15 protein-coding genes and 1 pseudogene are annotated in these 15621 nt (G+C 57.6%); 9 read left to right on the top strand and 7 right to left on the bottom strand.

Going from position 1 to position 15621, the window contains the following annotated elements; all coding sequences use genetic code 11:
* Position 1 precedes the first annotated feature (1 nt).
* Both M2400_RS14590 and M2400_RS14585 read right to left on the bottom strand, forming a co-directional pair.
* Complete coding sequence (locus M2400_RS14590; RefSeq protein ID WP_259196467.1) at positions 2-682, bottom strand: NAD(P)H-binding protein; 681 nt, start codon at positions 680-682, stop codon at positions 2-4.
* Complete coding sequence (locus M2400_RS14585; protein ID WP_259196579.1) at positions 679-1482, bottom strand: inositol monophosphatase family protein; 804 nt, start codon at positions 1480-1482, stop codon at positions 679-681. The genes M2400_RS14590 and M2400_RS14585 overlap by 4 nt, the downstream gene beginning before the upstream one ends.
* 99 nt (positions 1483-1581) lie before the next feature.
* On the opposite strand from M2400_RS14585, the gene M2400_RS14580 reads away from it, so the two are divergent.
* A complete protein-coding gene (locus tag M2400_RS14580; protein ID WP_259196466.1) occupies positions 1582-2199 on the top strand; it encodes a TetR/AcrR family transcriptional regulator in 618 nt (205 codons plus the stop codon).
* 22 nt (positions 2200-2221) lie between these two features.
* Here M2400_RS14580 and M2400_RS14575 read toward each other — a convergent pair.
* From M2400_RS14575 to M2400_RS14570, 3 genes and pseudogenes are all read right to left on the bottom strand, one after another.
* Positions 2222-2795 (bottom strand): annotated as a pseudogene (locus M2400_RS14575) (hypothetical protein); the annotation flags it as partial.
* 90 nt (positions 2796-2885) lie between these two features.
* Positions 2886-3161: an MBL fold metallo-hydrolase gene (locus tag M2400_RS33595; protein WP_405046186.1), complete on the bottom strand. Its 276-nt coding sequence runs from the start codon at positions 3159-3161 to the stop codon at positions 2886-2888.
* Between the two features lie 493 nt (positions 3162-3654).
* The gene (locus M2400_RS14570; RefSeq protein WP_259196465.1) at positions 3655-4632 is read right to left on the bottom strand and encodes an NAD(P)-dependent oxidoreductase; all 978 of its coding nucleotides are present in this window, start codon (positions 4630-4632) and stop codon (positions 3655-3657) included.
* A 99-nt stretch (positions 4633-4731) separates the two neighbouring features.
* Between M2400_RS14570 and M2400_RS14565 the strand changes: the two genes are divergently transcribed.
* Positions 4732-5277 (top strand): TetR/AcrR family transcriptional regulator, encoded by a 546-nt coding sequence (locus M2400_RS14565; protein ID WP_259196464.1) that lies wholly within the window; start codon positions 4732-4734, stop codon positions 5275-5277.
* Positions 5278-5336: 59 nt separating this feature from the next.
* Here M2400_RS14565 and M2400_RS14560 read toward each other — a convergent pair whose 3' ends face one another.
* Positions 5337-6113 (bottom strand): DNA-binding transcriptional regulator, encoded by a 777-nt coding sequence (locus M2400_RS14560; RefSeq protein WP_259196463.1) that lies wholly within the window; start codon positions 6111-6113, stop codon positions 5337-5339.
* A gap of 133 nt (positions 6114-6246) precedes the next feature.
* Here M2400_RS14560 and M2400_RS14555 point away from each other — a divergent pair, with 133 nt between their 5' ends.
* The 7 genes from M2400_RS14555 (at position 6247) to M2400_RS14525 (ending at position 13967) form a co-directional block, all read left to right on the top strand.
* Positions 6247-7905, top strand: a complete 1659-nt coding sequence (locus tag M2400_RS14555) for a bifunctional 3-(3-hydroxy-phenyl)propionate/3-hydroxycinnamic acid hydroxylase (RefSeq protein ID WP_259196462.1) — start codon at positions 6247-6249, stop codon at positions 7903-7905.
* 1 nt (position 7906) lies between these two features.
* Positions 7907-8860 carry a 3-carboxyethylcatechol 2,3-dioxygenase gene (locus M2400_RS14550; protein WP_259196461.1) on the top strand — a complete coding sequence of 318 codons (954 nt, stop codon included), beginning with the start codon at positions 7907-7909 and terminating at the stop codon, positions 8858-8860.
* Between the two features lie 15 nt (positions 8861-8875).
* Positions 8876-9739, top strand: coding sequence for an alpha/beta fold hydrolase (locus M2400_RS14545; RefSeq protein ID WP_259196459.1), 864 nt, complete (start codon positions 8876-8878; stop codon positions 9737-9739).
* A 14-nt stretch (positions 9740-9753) separates the two neighbouring features.
* Complete coding sequence (gene mhpD / locus M2400_RS14540; RefSeq protein ID WP_259196577.1) at positions 9754-10584, top strand: 2-keto-4-pentenoate hydratase; 831 nt, start codon at positions 9754-9756, stop codon at positions 10582-10584.
* Entirely contained in the window at positions 10581-11516 is a 936-nt protein-coding gene (locus tag M2400_RS14535; RefSeq protein WP_259196458.1) for an acetaldehyde dehydrogenase (acetylating), read from the top strand. Before mhpD ends, M2400_RS14535 begins: the two co-directional genes overlap by 4 nt.
* 10 nt (positions 11517-11526) lie before the next feature.
* Positions 11527-12546, top strand: coding sequence for a 4-hydroxy-2-oxovalerate aldolase (gene dmpG, locus M2400_RS14530; protein ID WP_259196456.1), 1020 nt, complete (start codon positions 11527-11529; stop codon positions 12544-12546).
* A gap of 170 nt (positions 12547-12716) precedes the next feature.
* Positions 12717-13967 carry an OprD family porin gene (locus M2400_RS14525; protein ID WP_259196455.1) on the top strand — a complete coding sequence of 417 codons (1251 nt, stop codon included), beginning with the start codon at positions 12717-12719 and terminating at the stop codon, positions 13965-13967.
* Between the two features lie 409 nt (positions 13968-14376).
* Here the strand turns inward: M2400_RS14525 and mhpT are convergent, their stop codons facing one another.
* Positions 14377-15588, bottom strand: a complete 1212-nt coding sequence (mhpT, locus tag M2400_RS14520) for a 3-(3-hydroxy-phenyl)propionate transporter MhpT (RefSeq protein WP_259196454.1) — start codon at positions 15586-15588, stop codon at positions 14377-14379.
* Between the last annotated feature and the right edge of the window lie 33 nt (positions 15589-15621).

The following is a 15621-nucleotide window of genomic DNA, read 5'->3' as shown; positions in this document are numbered from 1 at the left end:
ATCATATTCGCCCGCTTCCTTTGATTGAATCTAGCCACGCTGTTACCGGGCCGGCCTCGGCGGTAAACACGTCCCACTGAGAGTTTTTCGGAGCTCCGTCAGCTGCAGCGAGAAGCGCCATAGCCAGTTCAGATCGAAAAATACCCAACTTCATATCCAGTCGATGCCGAGACGGCGTGGCCGCGAGGGGCATAGTGCCTACAGGCCCGTCTTTAAGCTTTGGTGCGCGAATGATGACATATGGCATCCCAGACGCTTTCAGGGCTTGTTCCCGGTCGACGATATTTCGCTGCATCCCGCGCTTCAAGGAGTTCAAAATCCACCACACCCACGATGGTTGATCGGCACCTATGACGGAAAGCAGTACGAAACGCTTGGCTCCACCCGCCAGCGCCGCGTTCATCACGTTGACACACCCATCATACATCACAGCACGAATAGACTCGCGGGACTGTGTCAGACCATGAATGTCGACGGTGAAAAATACGGCATCGAAGGGGGATGCGAGTGCCACGTTTGTGGCATCACGATCAGTTACGTCAGCTGCATACGGCTCTACACCTGACCGCTGCTCAGGCGGATGACGAGAAATGGCTCGGACCCTGTCACCTCTGTCTGCAAGTAACTGAGTCAGATAGCGCCCTGTCCCACTGCTTGCGCCCACAACTGCGTAAGTTTTCATACGCACTGCTCTACGGTCAAATGTTGGGTTTGGTTAAGGCACTCGATCATTACAGCGTGCACACCAGGAGCGGCAGCAACAAAATCCTTGCTCTCAAAAGTCCATTTTTCACCTCGGCAATCAGACACACTTCCGCCTGCCTCTTTAACCAAAAGAGCGCCCGAAGCAAGGCCGGAGCGAATTTGGCTGAACTGCCAGAACGCATCGATCTTTCCTGATGCGACTTCGAGCAATTCGAGGGTAGAGGGAACCGACATGCGAACGAGCAACGCATTTGCCAGCATGACTTCTACTGAGCAGCCCACACGGGCGTAGGTGGCGACATCTTCCCCAGGGCGAGCCTGACAGGTCCCCACAATCGCGGCGTTCAGCTCCCGCTTCGCTGAAGTAACAAGCGCAACGTCATTCAGAAAAGCACCGTTGCCTTCAATAGCCGTGTAGATTTCCCCGGCCAGTGGAACCGTTGCAACGGTGAGCACCGCTGCGCCGTCCCGAATTAGCGTAGCGGTCACACCCCAACCATTCCGCCCGTGGATATGATTAATATTTCCTTCCACTGGATCGACGATCCACCAATCTCCCGCCGGCATTGCGCCCTCACCTTCCTCATTTTCCACCCAGCGGCTGCCTGGCAATGCAGCCAATAGAGCCTCGCGCAAGGGATGGATAACAGCAGCGTCGTTTTCCTCAATCGAAGTCAAAATACTCTCAATGTCTGCCGGTCTCGCAGACGCTCTAAAGCGCGATAGAAGCAAGCTGCCAGCTCGCTCAACTGCCGCTACAACGTATGGCCGTAGCATTATCAAATCATCAACGGGCGTTTTCATAGTGGTCGCTATCTGGTTGCTAAGACAATAGAATGTGAGCAAAACCTCACGTTGACAACTCGCCTTCCCACTATGAAAAAACCTTCTATCGAAACAACGCTAAACCCTCGAAAAACGCCAAGACAGAGCCGCTCCTCAAGCACAGTCGCGGCGATTCTGGAAGGTGCAGCTCACATTCTTGAAACGGCAGGCTTTGCTGGCTATTCAACAAACGCTATTGCCCAGTACGCTGGCGTAAGCATTGGATCCCTGTACCAATACTTTCCGAACAAGACATCAATTACGCGTGCGCTGATTGAGAGAGAGATGGGGTTACTACTTGCTGAGCTCGCTGCCTTGGAAGCAACCTCAAAAGGTATGGCGGCCTTGCAAGGAATGCTTGAAATTGCTGTTCGGCACCAACTGCGACGGCCTGTTCTGGCCCGGATGCTGGACATCGAAGAGGCAAGGCTGCCTATACAGGAAGACGTGAATCAAGCGGGGACAGCTATCTCGAATATTCTGTGTAACTTGCTTAAAGACACTTCGCTGGCGCCGGTGACTAATAATCAATTATGCGAGGACCTGCTCGCCATCATTAAAGGAATGGTGGATGCCGCCGGGCTTCGAGGTGAACACGATGCGCAATGTTTGCTTCGTCGTGTGGAGTATGCGGTTTATGGGTACATCGATAGGTACAGCACATCCTGATCGGCCAAAAACAGTCGTTTGCCTAGATGTCCCGATACACCTCCAGAAGCATCTCCAGTGGGTGCCTCAAGGCTCGATCAGAAAGGCGTTTCACCTGGCTACGGCACGAGTAACCAGTAGCAAAGGGCTCTCCTCCTATGTCATCTGCAAGCTTCAGTTTCCATGACTGATCAAAAATAGTCGGCGATGTCTCCTGATTACGTGATTCATGACCATAGGTACCGGACATACCGCATCAACCAGTCCCCTCAACCCTCAGTCCTAAACTCAATCGCCGAAATACCTCAACCCATTGTTTGCTGCTCGCCGGCACATTGGTCTTCTCCGTGCAATGGCGAGCAAGCGAAATGTCCTTGGTATCCTGCGATCCGTCGCTTCACTTAGACAATCCAGTAACCACTCCCGAGGCTACTTAACCCCGGGAGCCTCAGTCAAACCCGGCACTTTTGGGTACTCCTGGCGGTACACCAGTTCATCGCCGGATCCAAGCCAACCAGGCGCACACCTAATCGACTTGAGGCCTGAAGTGCCTGGCATTGCGTATCGCAACCTTGTTGAATGCCGCTAAAACCCTGTACATGGAGCGGCTTACCGTTTGGCTGTACAGCGCCACGAAGACTGGGAATACTCATCACTCCCGTAACTGATGTCACCAGCAAAATAGATCGAGCCGACCGGTGTTTTTTTCACCACGAATACGGCCCACTGTTGCATTGGTTCAGCGGCGATGCGAAGGTCCGCCTATCAACTGCCTCTCCCCATTCGAGTTCGACAGCCCGCAGGTTTTTGTACTTTTCGCGCACTGAGCTCAGATAGCCCAATGCCGTAACTATGAAGAAACGGTCAGGCCGCCAAAGCCGCACGAGTGCGGCAGCGTCCAAGTGGTCGTAGTGGTCGTAGTGGTCGTAGTGGTTGTGAGAGACGAGCGCCAAGTCTATTGCGGGCAGGTCCTCAAGTTCCACGCTGGGTTACGCACACGCTTGGGACTGGCGTATAAAACCGGTGACGCCCGCTCGGCCAAAACCGGATCCGTCAAAATACTCATGCCTACCACCTGCAGTGCAACGGTGGCGTGCCCGACGTAGAACATACTAATGATGTTGCCACAGACACGCAGGGGCGGGCGGTCATGGTCACTGAACACTTCTCGGACAAGCTACACCCAGCTCGAACAGTGGCCAGCGTAAGAAGCCCCAAAATGCATATGCAGGGGGCGGCTCGGCGTTTCGGAACTTGCGCCCATCAAAGTGATTGGTCGCCGGGTCGGCATGTTGCGTCGTACAGCCGAGCAGCCCTACCAGCCCTACCAGCATGGTCATACCGGAAAGGAATGCGCCCGCGCGCCGCGCTCTCGCCTTTATTTCCGTAACCCGCCTTCGCATGAAACGCCCCAAGGTTGATGCCGCTGGACGACTGCCCAGTGCTGCGCACGTTGTTTTGGCAGAGCAATCTGACTTAGCTGGACCTCATCGCCTCGAGCCCCTGCTCTCTCGAAATAACGGGCACATAACCCAAGTCGCGCCGGGCTTTACCGATGTCCAGCGTGAATGGCGCGCCAATCAGGCGCAGCATTTGGCGCGTCATCGGCGGTTCACCCGGACGTGAGAACGTGCGCCATACCCACTCCGTTACGCTGGCCATCGCCCAGGCCACTGGCAACGGAGCGGAGGAACGCGGTGGTGCAATGCCGCGCGTCTGTAGCAGGCCAGAGATCACGTTTTTAAGCGTGCTGTCGTTTCCATCACTGACGAAATAGGCCTCGCCGCCAGGGCCTTTCTCTGCTGCCAGTTCGAGCGCTAGACAGACGTTGTCGACGTGTGCGGTGGACATCGCTTGCGAACCACCGCCGACCCAGCGGAATTGACCTGCCTTCACGGTCTCGATCATGTGATCCAAGGTCGGCATATTTGGCCCCCAAATCATCGGGGGACGTACAACCACGGTTTCGAAAACCCCCGGGCGATTGGCGGCTAGCACCAGCGTTTCACTGCGCGCCTTGGAGGCGCTGTAGGGTGCCCAGTCGCGCTCCTGCCGAGGCAACGCTTCATTTACGCCGAACATCGGCTCAAGATCCCCCATTACGACTGCTGCCGCACCCAACTGCACAAAGCGCTCGACGGATGCGCTTGCAGCCGCATCCAGAACGTTACGGGTACCTTGCACATTCGAACGCTCGAACTCAGCCCAGTCGCCCCATAGCCTGAAATGTGCCGCTACGTGGAAGACTACGCTGCACCCCTGTGCAGCAGCGATCAAGGAAGCTCGGTCTTCCAACGACCCTCGCACAGGTTCAGCGCCCAGTGCGCGAACAGTTCGCAGCGCTTCATCACTGCGCGCCAGGGCGCGCACCTGCCACCCATGCTGCTGTAGAATTTGGATAAGTCGGCTACCGACAAAGCCGGAGCCCCCCGTAACCAAGCATGTGGATTTCATGTGACACCTCTATATCATAGATATACATAAGGTATATCGGTGATACATAGTAAGCAAGCATTGGATCCTCATGCCGCCAACATAGAATTTGAATTAGACATGGATACTGAAACGGTAATCTTGGACGCAGCCGCCGGGTTGCTTGAGCAGCACGGCCCTGTGAGGTTAACCACGCGAGCGGTTTGTGAAGCTGCCGGCGTCAAAGCGCCAACGCTTTACCACCACTTCGGCGACAAGGTCGGGCTGGAGTTGGCACTCGTGCGACGCGCAATGGCCGATTTTATGAAACGCAAACGCGCCCCTGCCGACACCGCCGACTTAGTGGAACAACTGCGTTTCGGTTGGGATGTGGCCGTGGAGTTCGCGCTGAAGCGACCTTCCCTTTATGCACTGTTCGCGCAACACGTGGGCGCCAACCCTGACTTGGGCGCGGAGGGTTACGCGCTAATGAAGGCCAGAGTGCAGCGTTTAGTCGATACAGGGCGCTTTAATCAGCCCGTCGATATGGCGGCGCGCGCAGTGTGGGCTGCGTCACAGGGCGCGCTCTCTCTGGCCGCACAGCAGGTCGCGCGCAAGGATGTAGAAACGACCAGCAGACTTCTCTTCGATGCCGTGGTCAACGAACTCTCGCGGGCTCGAGACTAGAGGCGGCGTGTGAGCGATGGAGTAAAGTTACCGACCTATCTCCTTCGCGCTTGCTGGCGTCACGTCATCCCAGCCTGAATCAGCTGCACAACATGGCGCATGGCTGGCAGGTACCGGCGAGCGGCTTCCTCAATTGGCATCGCTTTAGCGATGTAGACAAGGTTCAGGCAGGCCATCACCCTCTCCTCATGAACGACCGGAACTGCAATGGCAGCAATTTTGCGCTCTTCAGCCCAATGAGATCGGTTTTCCCCATAGCCTTTAGCAAGCGTGTGGTCCACAAGGCGATCTACGAAACGCCGGTCTGCAGCTAGCACTGACTGTTCATCGTCACGGCTAATCATCAACTCAATCAGCCCTTCGCGTTCGGCGGGCGGACAAAATGCAAAGTACGCCCGTCCGGTTGCCGTGCTGAGCAACGGCAAACGTCGGCCCACCATCGACCGATGAAAGGACAAACGACTGAAACGGTGCGTGGTCTCCCGTATGACCATGGCGTCGACATCCAACGTGCATAGATCAGTTGGCCAGACAACTTCTTGTAGCAAACCGCCAAGCAATGGCGCAGCGAGGGACGAAATCCACTGGTCGTCGCGATACCCCTCGCTCAGTTCACGCACTTTCAGACTTAAACAATAACTGTCATCTGATTCACTGCGGCGCACATATCCTTCGGTTTGGAGCGTCTCCAGCAACCTGCGTACCGTTGTGCGATGCAGCCCGCTCTGCTCGGCCAACTGGGCGACGCTGGCCCCTCCGTCGAAGCGGTTTAGAGCGTTAATTAGCGCCAGCCCGCGCGTTAGCCCGCGTACTGACTTGTAATGGGTCTCGCTCATCGTACTGTCCACACCATGAAAATGTACCTTGTGCACTAGGTGCACACTAGCAACTGTTGCCGTTGTACACCACCCAGGTGATTTCCATACTCCGCTGCACAAGAAATTCAAAAAGTGCAGTACGGAGATACACATGAATTCCACGTCATCTGCTTACCCTCCTGAGCACACCACCGACGTTGCCATCATCGGCGCCGGTCCCGTCGGCCTAATGATCGCCAACTATTTGGGCCAATGTGGTGTGAATGTTACGGTGGTGGAAAAGCTCGACACCCTAATCGACTACCCCCGCGCCATTGGCCTTGACGACGAAAGCCTGCGCACCTTCCAGGCGGTGGGGTTGGCGCAGGCAGTACTGCCGCATACAACGCCGTCACACGCCATGCGTTTCATGACGCCTAGGGGTCGTTGTTTTGCCGATATCCAGCCCAAGACCGATGAGTTTGGCTGGTCGCGGCGCAACGCATTTATCCAACCGTTGGCCGACCGCGTGTTGTTTGAAGGGCTGCAGCGTTTCAACAACGTCAAGGTGCTCTTCGGTCTTGAGCTTCAGGATTTTGAGCAAAACGAAACCGCAGTGAGCCTGCGCCTGAAAGACCAAAGCGGCCATGAAGATACCTTGCGGGCCCGCTACGTGGTCGCGTGCGATGGCGGCAACAGTTTGGTTCGCCGCGTCCTCGATATCAGTTTTGAAGGAAAGACTGCACCCAATCAGTGGATCGTTCTGGACCTCGCTAACGATCCGCTCGGTACGCCACATCTGTACATGTGTTGCGATCCTAAGCGCCCCTATGTTTCTGCCGCGCTGCCTCATGGCGTTCGGCGCTTCGAGTTTATGGTCATGCCCGGCGAGACCGAAGCAGAACTGACCAAGCCCGAAAGCATGCGCAAACTGCTTGGCAAGGTGCTGCCAAACCCCGACAACATTGAGCTGATTCGCAGCCGGGTTTACACCCACAACGCACGGCTGGCCGGGCAGTTTCGGCAAGGCCGGCTGCTGCTAGCCGGTGATGCGGCGCACATCATGCCCGTGTGGCAAGGACAGGGTTACAACAGCGGCATGCGCGACGCGTCCAACCTGGCATGGAAGCTGTCGTTGGTGGTCAAGGGGCTGGCGGCCGACCACCTGCTGGATACCTACCAACTGGAACGTCGCGACCACGCGAAAGCGATGATCGATCTTTCTGTGCTTGCCGGGCACGTGCTGGCCCCACCGAAACGCTGGCAAGGCTCGCTGCGCGACGGGGTTTCGTGGTTACTCAACTACCTCCCCCCTATCAAGCGCTACTTCCTGGAAATGCGCTTTAAGCCCATGCCGCAATACACGCAGGGGGCATTGGTCGCATCGACGGATAAGGCTTCGCCTGTAGGCAAGATGTTTATACAGCCCAAGGTGCTCACAGAAGCAGGTGAAACCGCCTTGCTTGATGACGTCATCGGCAACGGGTTCGCCATCATCGCGTGGGGCTGCGACCCGACATGGGGGCTGAATGCCGCGCAACTCCAACAGTGGCAAGCCCTGGGCGCGCGGTTCATCCAGGTCATACCCGACGTCCAGCTCAAGGCAGCCCGCAGCGGTGGCGACGATGTCATTCGCGTTGGCGATACCACCGGGCGCCTGAAAGAGTGGTTCGCACGCGGCTCATCCTCCATTGCAGTACTGCGCCCTGATCGCTTCGTTGCGGGTTTGGCTATCCCGCAAACGCTTGGTCAAACCTGTGACAAGCTGGCGTTGGCGCTACACGCATTACCACAACGCACTGCAGCGCCTGCTGCCAGCAAGGTGGCCTGATATGAGTGTGTATCTGCAGTGCCTGTCGCACACGCCACTGGTGGGTTACGTCGATCCGGCACCCGAGGTGCTCGCGGAAGTCGAGGACATGATCAGCGAGGCCCGCGCCCGAATTGCGCGTTTCGATCCAGAACTGATCGTGTTGTTGGGGCCCGACCATTACAACGGCTTTTTCTACGACGTTATGCCGGCGTTTTGTATAGGCGTAGCCGCCCATTCAATTGGTGATTTTGGTACGCCTGCCGGACCGCTGGACGTCCCCAAAGCTTTAGCCGAGAACTGCGCTGGTGCGTTGCTCGATGCCGGTATCGACATCGCAGTGTCTTACCGCATGCAGGTTGACCACGCGTTCGCCCAACCCCTGGAGTCGCTGCTGGGCGGGTTGCAAGCCTGCCCGGTCATTCCAGTTTTCATTAACTCAGTTGCAGTCCCCCTGCCCCGCTTTAAGCGTGCCCGCTTGCTTGGCGAAGCCCTCGGACAGTGGGCACGTACTCTGAATAAACGGGTGCTGTTTCTTGCCTCCGGCGGTTTGTCTCACCAACCGCCAGTGCCCGAGTTGGCCCATGTGGACGCGACCATGGCCGACTACTTGATGGGCAGTGGCCGAAATCTGTCGGCTGATGAGCGTGATGCACGCCAGAAACGCGTCATTCAGGCCGCCCACCATTTCATTGAAGACCAGAACTGTCTGCACCCCCTCAATCCGACGTGGGATCAGCAGTTTCTTGACACCCTGGAGCAAGGGTGCCTGAGCAATCTCGATGCCCTGGGCAACGATGAGCTGTCGGCCCTGGCCGGCAAGTCCACTCACGAGGTCAAGACGTGGGTCTGCGCCTTCGCCGCGCTATCAGCCTTCGGTCCCTACGAGTGCGAGGGGCGCTACTACCGCCCTATTCCTGAATGGATTGCCGGTTTCGCCGGTCTTGGCGCCCACCCCGTGAACAGTCACTTCTGAATACAAGGAACCCCTATGACTTCCGCCGCATTTACTGAGTCCTCCACCAGCCACCTGGTACGTATCCGTGAGGGCAAGCTGGACTTGCAACTGCATTACAACGACATAGGCCAAGGCACTGAAACCGTAGTGATGCTCCATGGCTCCGGGCCTGGCGCAAGCGGGTGGGCCAACTTCAACCGCAACATTGAGCCGCTGGTGAATGCCGGTTACCGCGTCATTCTGATGGACTGCCCAGGCTGGAGCAAAAGCGATCCAATCGTCAGCGAAGGCTCGCGCTCGCATCTCAACGCACAAGCGCTCAAGGGTTTACTTGATGCGCTAGACCTCGACCAGGTGCACATCGTAGGCAACTCGATGGGCGCCCACACCACGGTGGCATTCGCGCTCGACTACCCCGAACGCATTGGCAAATTGGTGCTGATGGGCGGCGGTACAGGCGGCAACAGTGCCTTTGTGGCGCAGCCCACCGAGGGCATCAAGTTGATCGGCGCGCTGTATCGCGATCCCACGATTGAGAACCTGAAGAAGATGATGACCGTCTTCGTCTTTGACGCCAGCAGCATGACTGAAGAGTTGTTCCAGACGCGCTTGGACAACATTCTTGCCCGTAAGGAACACCTGGAAAACTTTGTCAAAAGCAGCACGCTGAACCCCAAACAATTCCCCGATGTCAGCCACCGCCTGCACGAGATCAAAGCCCAAACCCTGATCGTCTGGGGCCGTGAAGATCGGTTCGTGCCCATGGACACCGGCCTGCGCCTGCTGGCCGGCCTACCGGATGCCCAACTGCATGTGTTCAACCGTTGCGGCCACTGGGCTCAGTGGGAACACGCCGAGACGTACAACCGCCTGGTGTTGGACTTCCTGACCCACTGATGATCGAGGCCGACATGCACCCTGCTCAAGAAAAACTCGATCAGCTCGCTGCTGACCTGCGTAACGCGGACGCTCACCGCCAAGCGATTGCGCCGCTGCGCGAACAGATCGGCGAAGACAATGCCGATGCGGCTTACGCCATTCAGCGCCTCAACGTGGCTCACGTTGTCGCCAATGGCGGCCGTGTTGTGGGTCGCAAGATTGGTCTGACCAACCCAAAAGTACAACAGCAACTGGGGGTGGATCAGCCGGACTTCGGCACCTTATTCGCGGCCATGTGCTACGGCGATAACGAGACCGTGTCTGCCAGCCGCGTCCTGCAGCCAAAAATAGAAGCCGAGATCGCCTTGGTTCTGGAGCGTGATCTGCCCTTTGCAGACACCACGTTTGCTGATGTAGCAGTTTCCGTTGGTTGGGTTATGCCAGCACTCGAAATAGTCGGCAGCCGCATCCAGGACTGGAACATTCGCTTCGTCGACACCGTGGCAGACAACGCATCGAGCGGCGCGTTTGTACTGGGCGGCCCGGCCCGGCGCCTGGACGGGCTAGACCTGCGTCAAGCCAGCATGCGCATGACCCGCAACGGTGAGCTGGTGTCCAGCGGTAGTGGAGCAGAATGCCTCGGCCACCCATTGAATGCAGCTGCGTGGCTGGCGCGGACCCTCGCTCGTCTGGGCGATCCGCTGCGCGCCGGGGACATCATCTTAACCGGCGCATTGGGGCCCATGGTGGCGGTGGCTGGGGGTGACCGATTCGAGGCTGAGATCGACGGCGTAGGCCGAGTCAGCGTGAATTTTAGTGCCGAGAGATCCGTGGCCAGCGCACAAGTGAGGCAACAACCATGAAAAAACTAAAAGTCGCCGTAGTGGGTTCCGGGAATATCGGTACCGACCTGATGATCAAGATTTTGCGCAACGCAAAGCACTTGGAAATGGCAGTGATGGTCGGCATCGACCCGGCATCCGACGGTCTGGCCCGAGCGCAACGTATGGGAGTGCAAGTCACCCATGAAGGGGTTGAGGGGCTGTCCAAAATGGACGTTTTCCAACACATCGATTTTGTCTTTGATGCCACCTCGTCTGGCGCGCACGTGAAGAATGATGCGTTTCTGCGCGCAGTAAAACCTGGCATTCGTTTGATCGACCTGACACCTGCGGCCATTGGTCCCTACTGCGTGCCGGTGGTGAATCTGGAGCAGAACCTCGAGCAACTCAACGTCAACATGGTCACGTGTGGCGGGCAGGCAACCATTCCAATGGTTGCAGCCGTGTCGCGTATCACCAAGGTGCATTACGCCGAGATCGTCGCCTCCATCGCCAGCAAATCGGCAGGGCCTGGCACTCGCGCCAACATCGACGAGTTCACCGAAACCACCTCCAAAGCGATCGAAGTGATCGGTGGGGCCACCAAGGGTAAAGCCATCATCGTGATGAACCCGGCTGAACCGCCCTTGATGATGCGAGACACAGTATTTGTGCTGTCCGCCCTCGCCGACCAGGCGCACGTCCAAGCATCTATTGAAGAAATGGCCGCTGCCGTAATCGCATACGTGCCTGGGTATCGGCTTAAACAGAACGTGCAGTTCGAACTCATCCCACCCAGCGCGCCTTTGCGAATTCCCGGCCTGGGGACGTTTAGCGGCTTGAAAACCTCAATCTTCCTCGAGGTCGAAGGCGCTGCCCACTATCTACCGGCCTATGCCGGCAACCTCGACATCATGACATCCGCAGCCTTGGCCACAGCCGAGCGCATGGCGCTGTCGATGCTCAGTACCTGAGGAGACGGCTATGACATTCAAAACTGCCAACAAGCTTTACATCAGTGACGTCACTCTGCGCGACGGCAGCCACGCAATCCGTCACCAGTACTCCATTCAGAATGTTCAGGACATCGCCCGCGCGTTGGATAAAGCCGGCGTCGACTCAATCGAAGTCGCACACGGCGACGGGCTGCAAGGCTCCAGCTTCAACTATGGCTTCGCCGCGCACACCGATCTGGAATGGATTGAAGCGGCGTTCGATGTCATCAGTCGAGCCAAAATCGCTACGCTGCTCCTGCCGGGAATCGGTACGGTGCATGACCTGAAGGCCGCCTACGGTGCCGGTGCGCGTGTAGTACGGATCGCCACGCATTGCACTGAAGCAGACGTATCGAAACAACATATCGAATATGCCCGCGAGCTGGGGATGGACACCGTCGGTTTTCTAATGATGAGTCACATGATCCCCGCCGAGCAGTTGGCCGCGCAGGCCAAGCTGATGGAAAGCTACGGGGCGACCTGTGTGTACATGGCCGACTCCGGCGGCGCGATGAGCATGCAGGACGTACGCGACCGGTTCCGTGCATTCAAGGCGGTGCTAGATCCGAGCACCGAAACAGGTATGCATGCCCATCACAACCTGTCGCTAGGCGTGGCCAATTCCATCACCGCCGTTGAAGAAGGCTGCGACCGCATCGATGCCAGCCTTGCAGGCATGGGCGCGGGAGCGGGCAATGCTCCACTTGAAGTGTTTATTGCCGCCGCTGAGCGCCTGGGCTGGAACCACGGCACTGACCTATACACCTTGTTGGATGCCGCCGATGACATCGTCCGTCCGCTGCAGGACAGGCCCGTGCGTGTAGACCGCGAAACGCTGGCACTCGGTTACGCCGGCGTTTACTCAAGCTTCCTGCGCCACGCCGAAATCGCCGCCGCCCGGTACGGCCTGAAAACCCTCGACATCCTGGTCGAGCTGGGCAAACGACGGATGGTCGGCGGCCAAGAAGACATGATCGTCGATGTGGCGCTGGACCTGCTCAAACGCTAGCGACCGACGAGACGTTTTGACCCAGCAGCGGTGGACATCCCTGCTGCGAACCGCCCCTTCATTTTCAACAGGTAATCACTTCACGGCCCTCGCCAGGGGGGCCTTGCTACACCCGTGCGTCTGCGCACGGCATTCCAATAATAAAAACAAAACACCGGAGTACAACAGCTATGAAACGCATTGATCGCCGTCTCGTCGGCGTGCTCGCCGTCGGCGTATGTCTACCTGCGACGGCCGACCTGCTGAGCGACAGCTCAGCCACCTTGCTTTCGCGCAACTATTATTTCGACCGGGACTATGCCAATGGGACGGGCCCGTCTGAGGCCAGGGAGTGGGCGCAAGGTTTTATCCTGCGCATGAACTCGGGTTACACCCAAGGCCCCTTCGGCTTTGGCCTTGATGTATTGGCAATGGGCGGTATCAAACTGGACTCCAGCGCAGGCCGAAGCGGAACAGGTCTATTGCCTTTTGATGCGGTGACCCGGGAGCCGGCCGACGAGTACAGCAAATTGGGAGTAGCCGCCAAAGTCCGATATTCCTCAACCGACCTACAAGTGGGGACGTTCCAACCGTTACTCCCAGTGATTTTGGCCATTACTACCACACGGCTCTTTCCTCCAACCTTCCGAGGCGGCTACCTGCGCTCACAGGAAATACCCGGCCTGACCCTGCACGCGGGCAACGTCGACCGTATTATTTTGCGCAACTCAACCGACGAAGAACGCATGGGCGTCAGCAGCCTCAACGGGCGATTCAACCCCAGCGGACTATCCGATTCGTTCAGCTTCGCGGGCGCCGACTACGCCTTTAATGACCATCTCACCGGCACCTACTACTACGCCGAGCTCGATGACCTGTATCGTCAGCAATACGTGGCATTGCTGCACACAATGCCACTGGGCGAAGGCAAGCTTAAAAGCGATATACGCTTCCTCGACAGCACGGGGGATGGCGCCTCCAAAGCAGGCACCGTAGACAACCGCACGCTGAGCACCATGTTCACCTACAAATGGCGCGCGCACTCGTTTGGCCTGGGCTATATGCAGCTAAATGGATCCTCGGCAATGCCCTACATCGCGGGGACAGACGTCAACGTCAACTCAGAAGGCGCACAGGCAGCGGACTTCGTCAATCCAAAAGAACGCAGCACCCAACTTCGATACGACGTCGACTTTACCAGCTATGGTGTCCCCGGCCTCGGAGCAACATTGCGGTATCTACGGGGTAGAGATATCACGTTGGCAAACAACCCGGCTGCTTCCAAAGAGAACGAACGCGACGTCGAGCTGAACTACCTGGTCCAGTCCGGCACATTCAAAGGGCTGAATGTTCGCCTTCGCCAGGCCACGTATAACAACGACTTCTCCCGTGATTTCACCGAAACCCGGTTCTACCTCGATTACCCTCTGAAACTCTGGTAAGCGCCAACGGGATAGCGGCGCAGACCGCAACCTGCGCTTTAACCAAGACTACGCAAAAGCCCGGGCCTCAATGGCTGCGGGCTTTTTTGTGTGCATAGAGCAATCGACCCGAACACTTATCGCAAAGAACGTCGCGCTGTCGCGGTCCGACACTAGCGGTGCTTGGCTACCTGCCAATTGGCTCTTTCAGTGGCTCAAGCTGCTTCGTGCAGGTGAACCATGCCCGAACGACAGCTAATTTTTCTTGGCGCGTAAGCGATGGAATACGTTGGGAGGCAAGGATCATAAGACCCTCAGCGCTGGGCATTCTCAGCGTGGAAATGAACCCGCCACGAAAAGCTCGTGGCGGGTTATTGGGAGTGGTCACCGCGGTGACAGGGTAACTGTGGAAGCGATAACCGAAACGCGTTTACGAGAAGATATTGCGGCTAGCCCTCAGAAGGCCGGCTGCCGCAAAAACGATCAACAAGACACTGGATGCCACGAGCATTACCCCGCTCTGCCCCTGCCCTAAGAGGATGCCCGCCAGCAAAGGCCCGATCACCGATCCGAGCCGACCCACCGCCCCTGCCGCGCCAATCCCCGTGCCGCGCACGGCAACTGGATAAGCCGTGCCGGCCAGCGCGTACAAAACCGACTGCGCGCCGGTGAGAAACAAACCTGCAAAGAGTCCACCCGCAGCCATCGCCACACCATTGGTGGCGGCGGCGAGCGCCAGAAGCGCGATCACTACGCCGATATAGGTGGCGATAACCACCACGCGTTTGCTTGACCGGTCAAACAGAGCGGCAATGGAAATGGCACCGATACCCGCGCCGATGTTAAACATGATTTGAACGCTACTGGCTTGCAGCGGCGTCAGCCCGCGAGAGAGCACCAGGGTAGGCAACCAGTTGATCAGGAAATAGAGAACGATGAGCGTGCACAGGTAGCTAAGCCATAGAGCGAGTGTTGTGCTAGCGCGTCCACCTTTCCATAGCGCGTCGACGACAGCCCCCGACGCTTGGACGCCACCTTTCTCACTGGCGCTGATGTATTGGTTGGACTCTTTCAGGAACAGTGCCAACAAGGGCAGCGTGAGCAGTGGGCCGATTCCGCCCAGGTAGAAGATGTGCCGCCACGCATCTTCGGCATTGCTGATAATTCCTATCAAAGAGGCAAACACAGCGCCGAACGGCAGGCCGCAGTACATCGCCCCCACCACGGTACCGCGTCTCTCCGGTGGCGTGGTTTCCGAGCACAAGGCAATGAGGGTAGGCATCGCGCCACCCAGGCCCAAACCGGTCAAGAACCGCGCAACCAGAAGGCTGTCCAGGTTCCAGACCTGAGTGGTCAAGATGGAAAATATGCCAAACCAGGCTACCGCCAGCATCAACATATTCTTGCGGCCAATGCGGTCAGCAAGCCATCCACCAATCGCGGAACCCGGCAATAGCCCTAACGCGTTAATACCAAAAACCCAGCCAAGCTCGCCTGGGGTCAAGTGAAACTCGCGCGCCATACGGGGCGCCGCGACGCCGATCGACTGAAGATCCAGCCCCTCCAGCAACGCCACTAAGAAACACAAGCCAATCGTCAACTTGCCCGCTGTGCGGGGCTGAATGCTCGCTAAGGTAGTCACCTTAATCTCCTTATTATTCGGTAGGTGCGGTGC

Source organism: Pseudomonas sp. BIGb0558 (genome assembly GCF_024807515.1).
Lineage (GTDB): Bacteria > Pseudomonadota > Gammaproteobacteria > Pseudomonadales > Pseudomonadaceae > Aquipseudomonas > Aquipseudomonas yamanorum_A.
The sequence above is the reverse complement of the archived record's forward strand: the minus strand, read 5'-3'. Positions and strand labels throughout refer to the sequence as shown.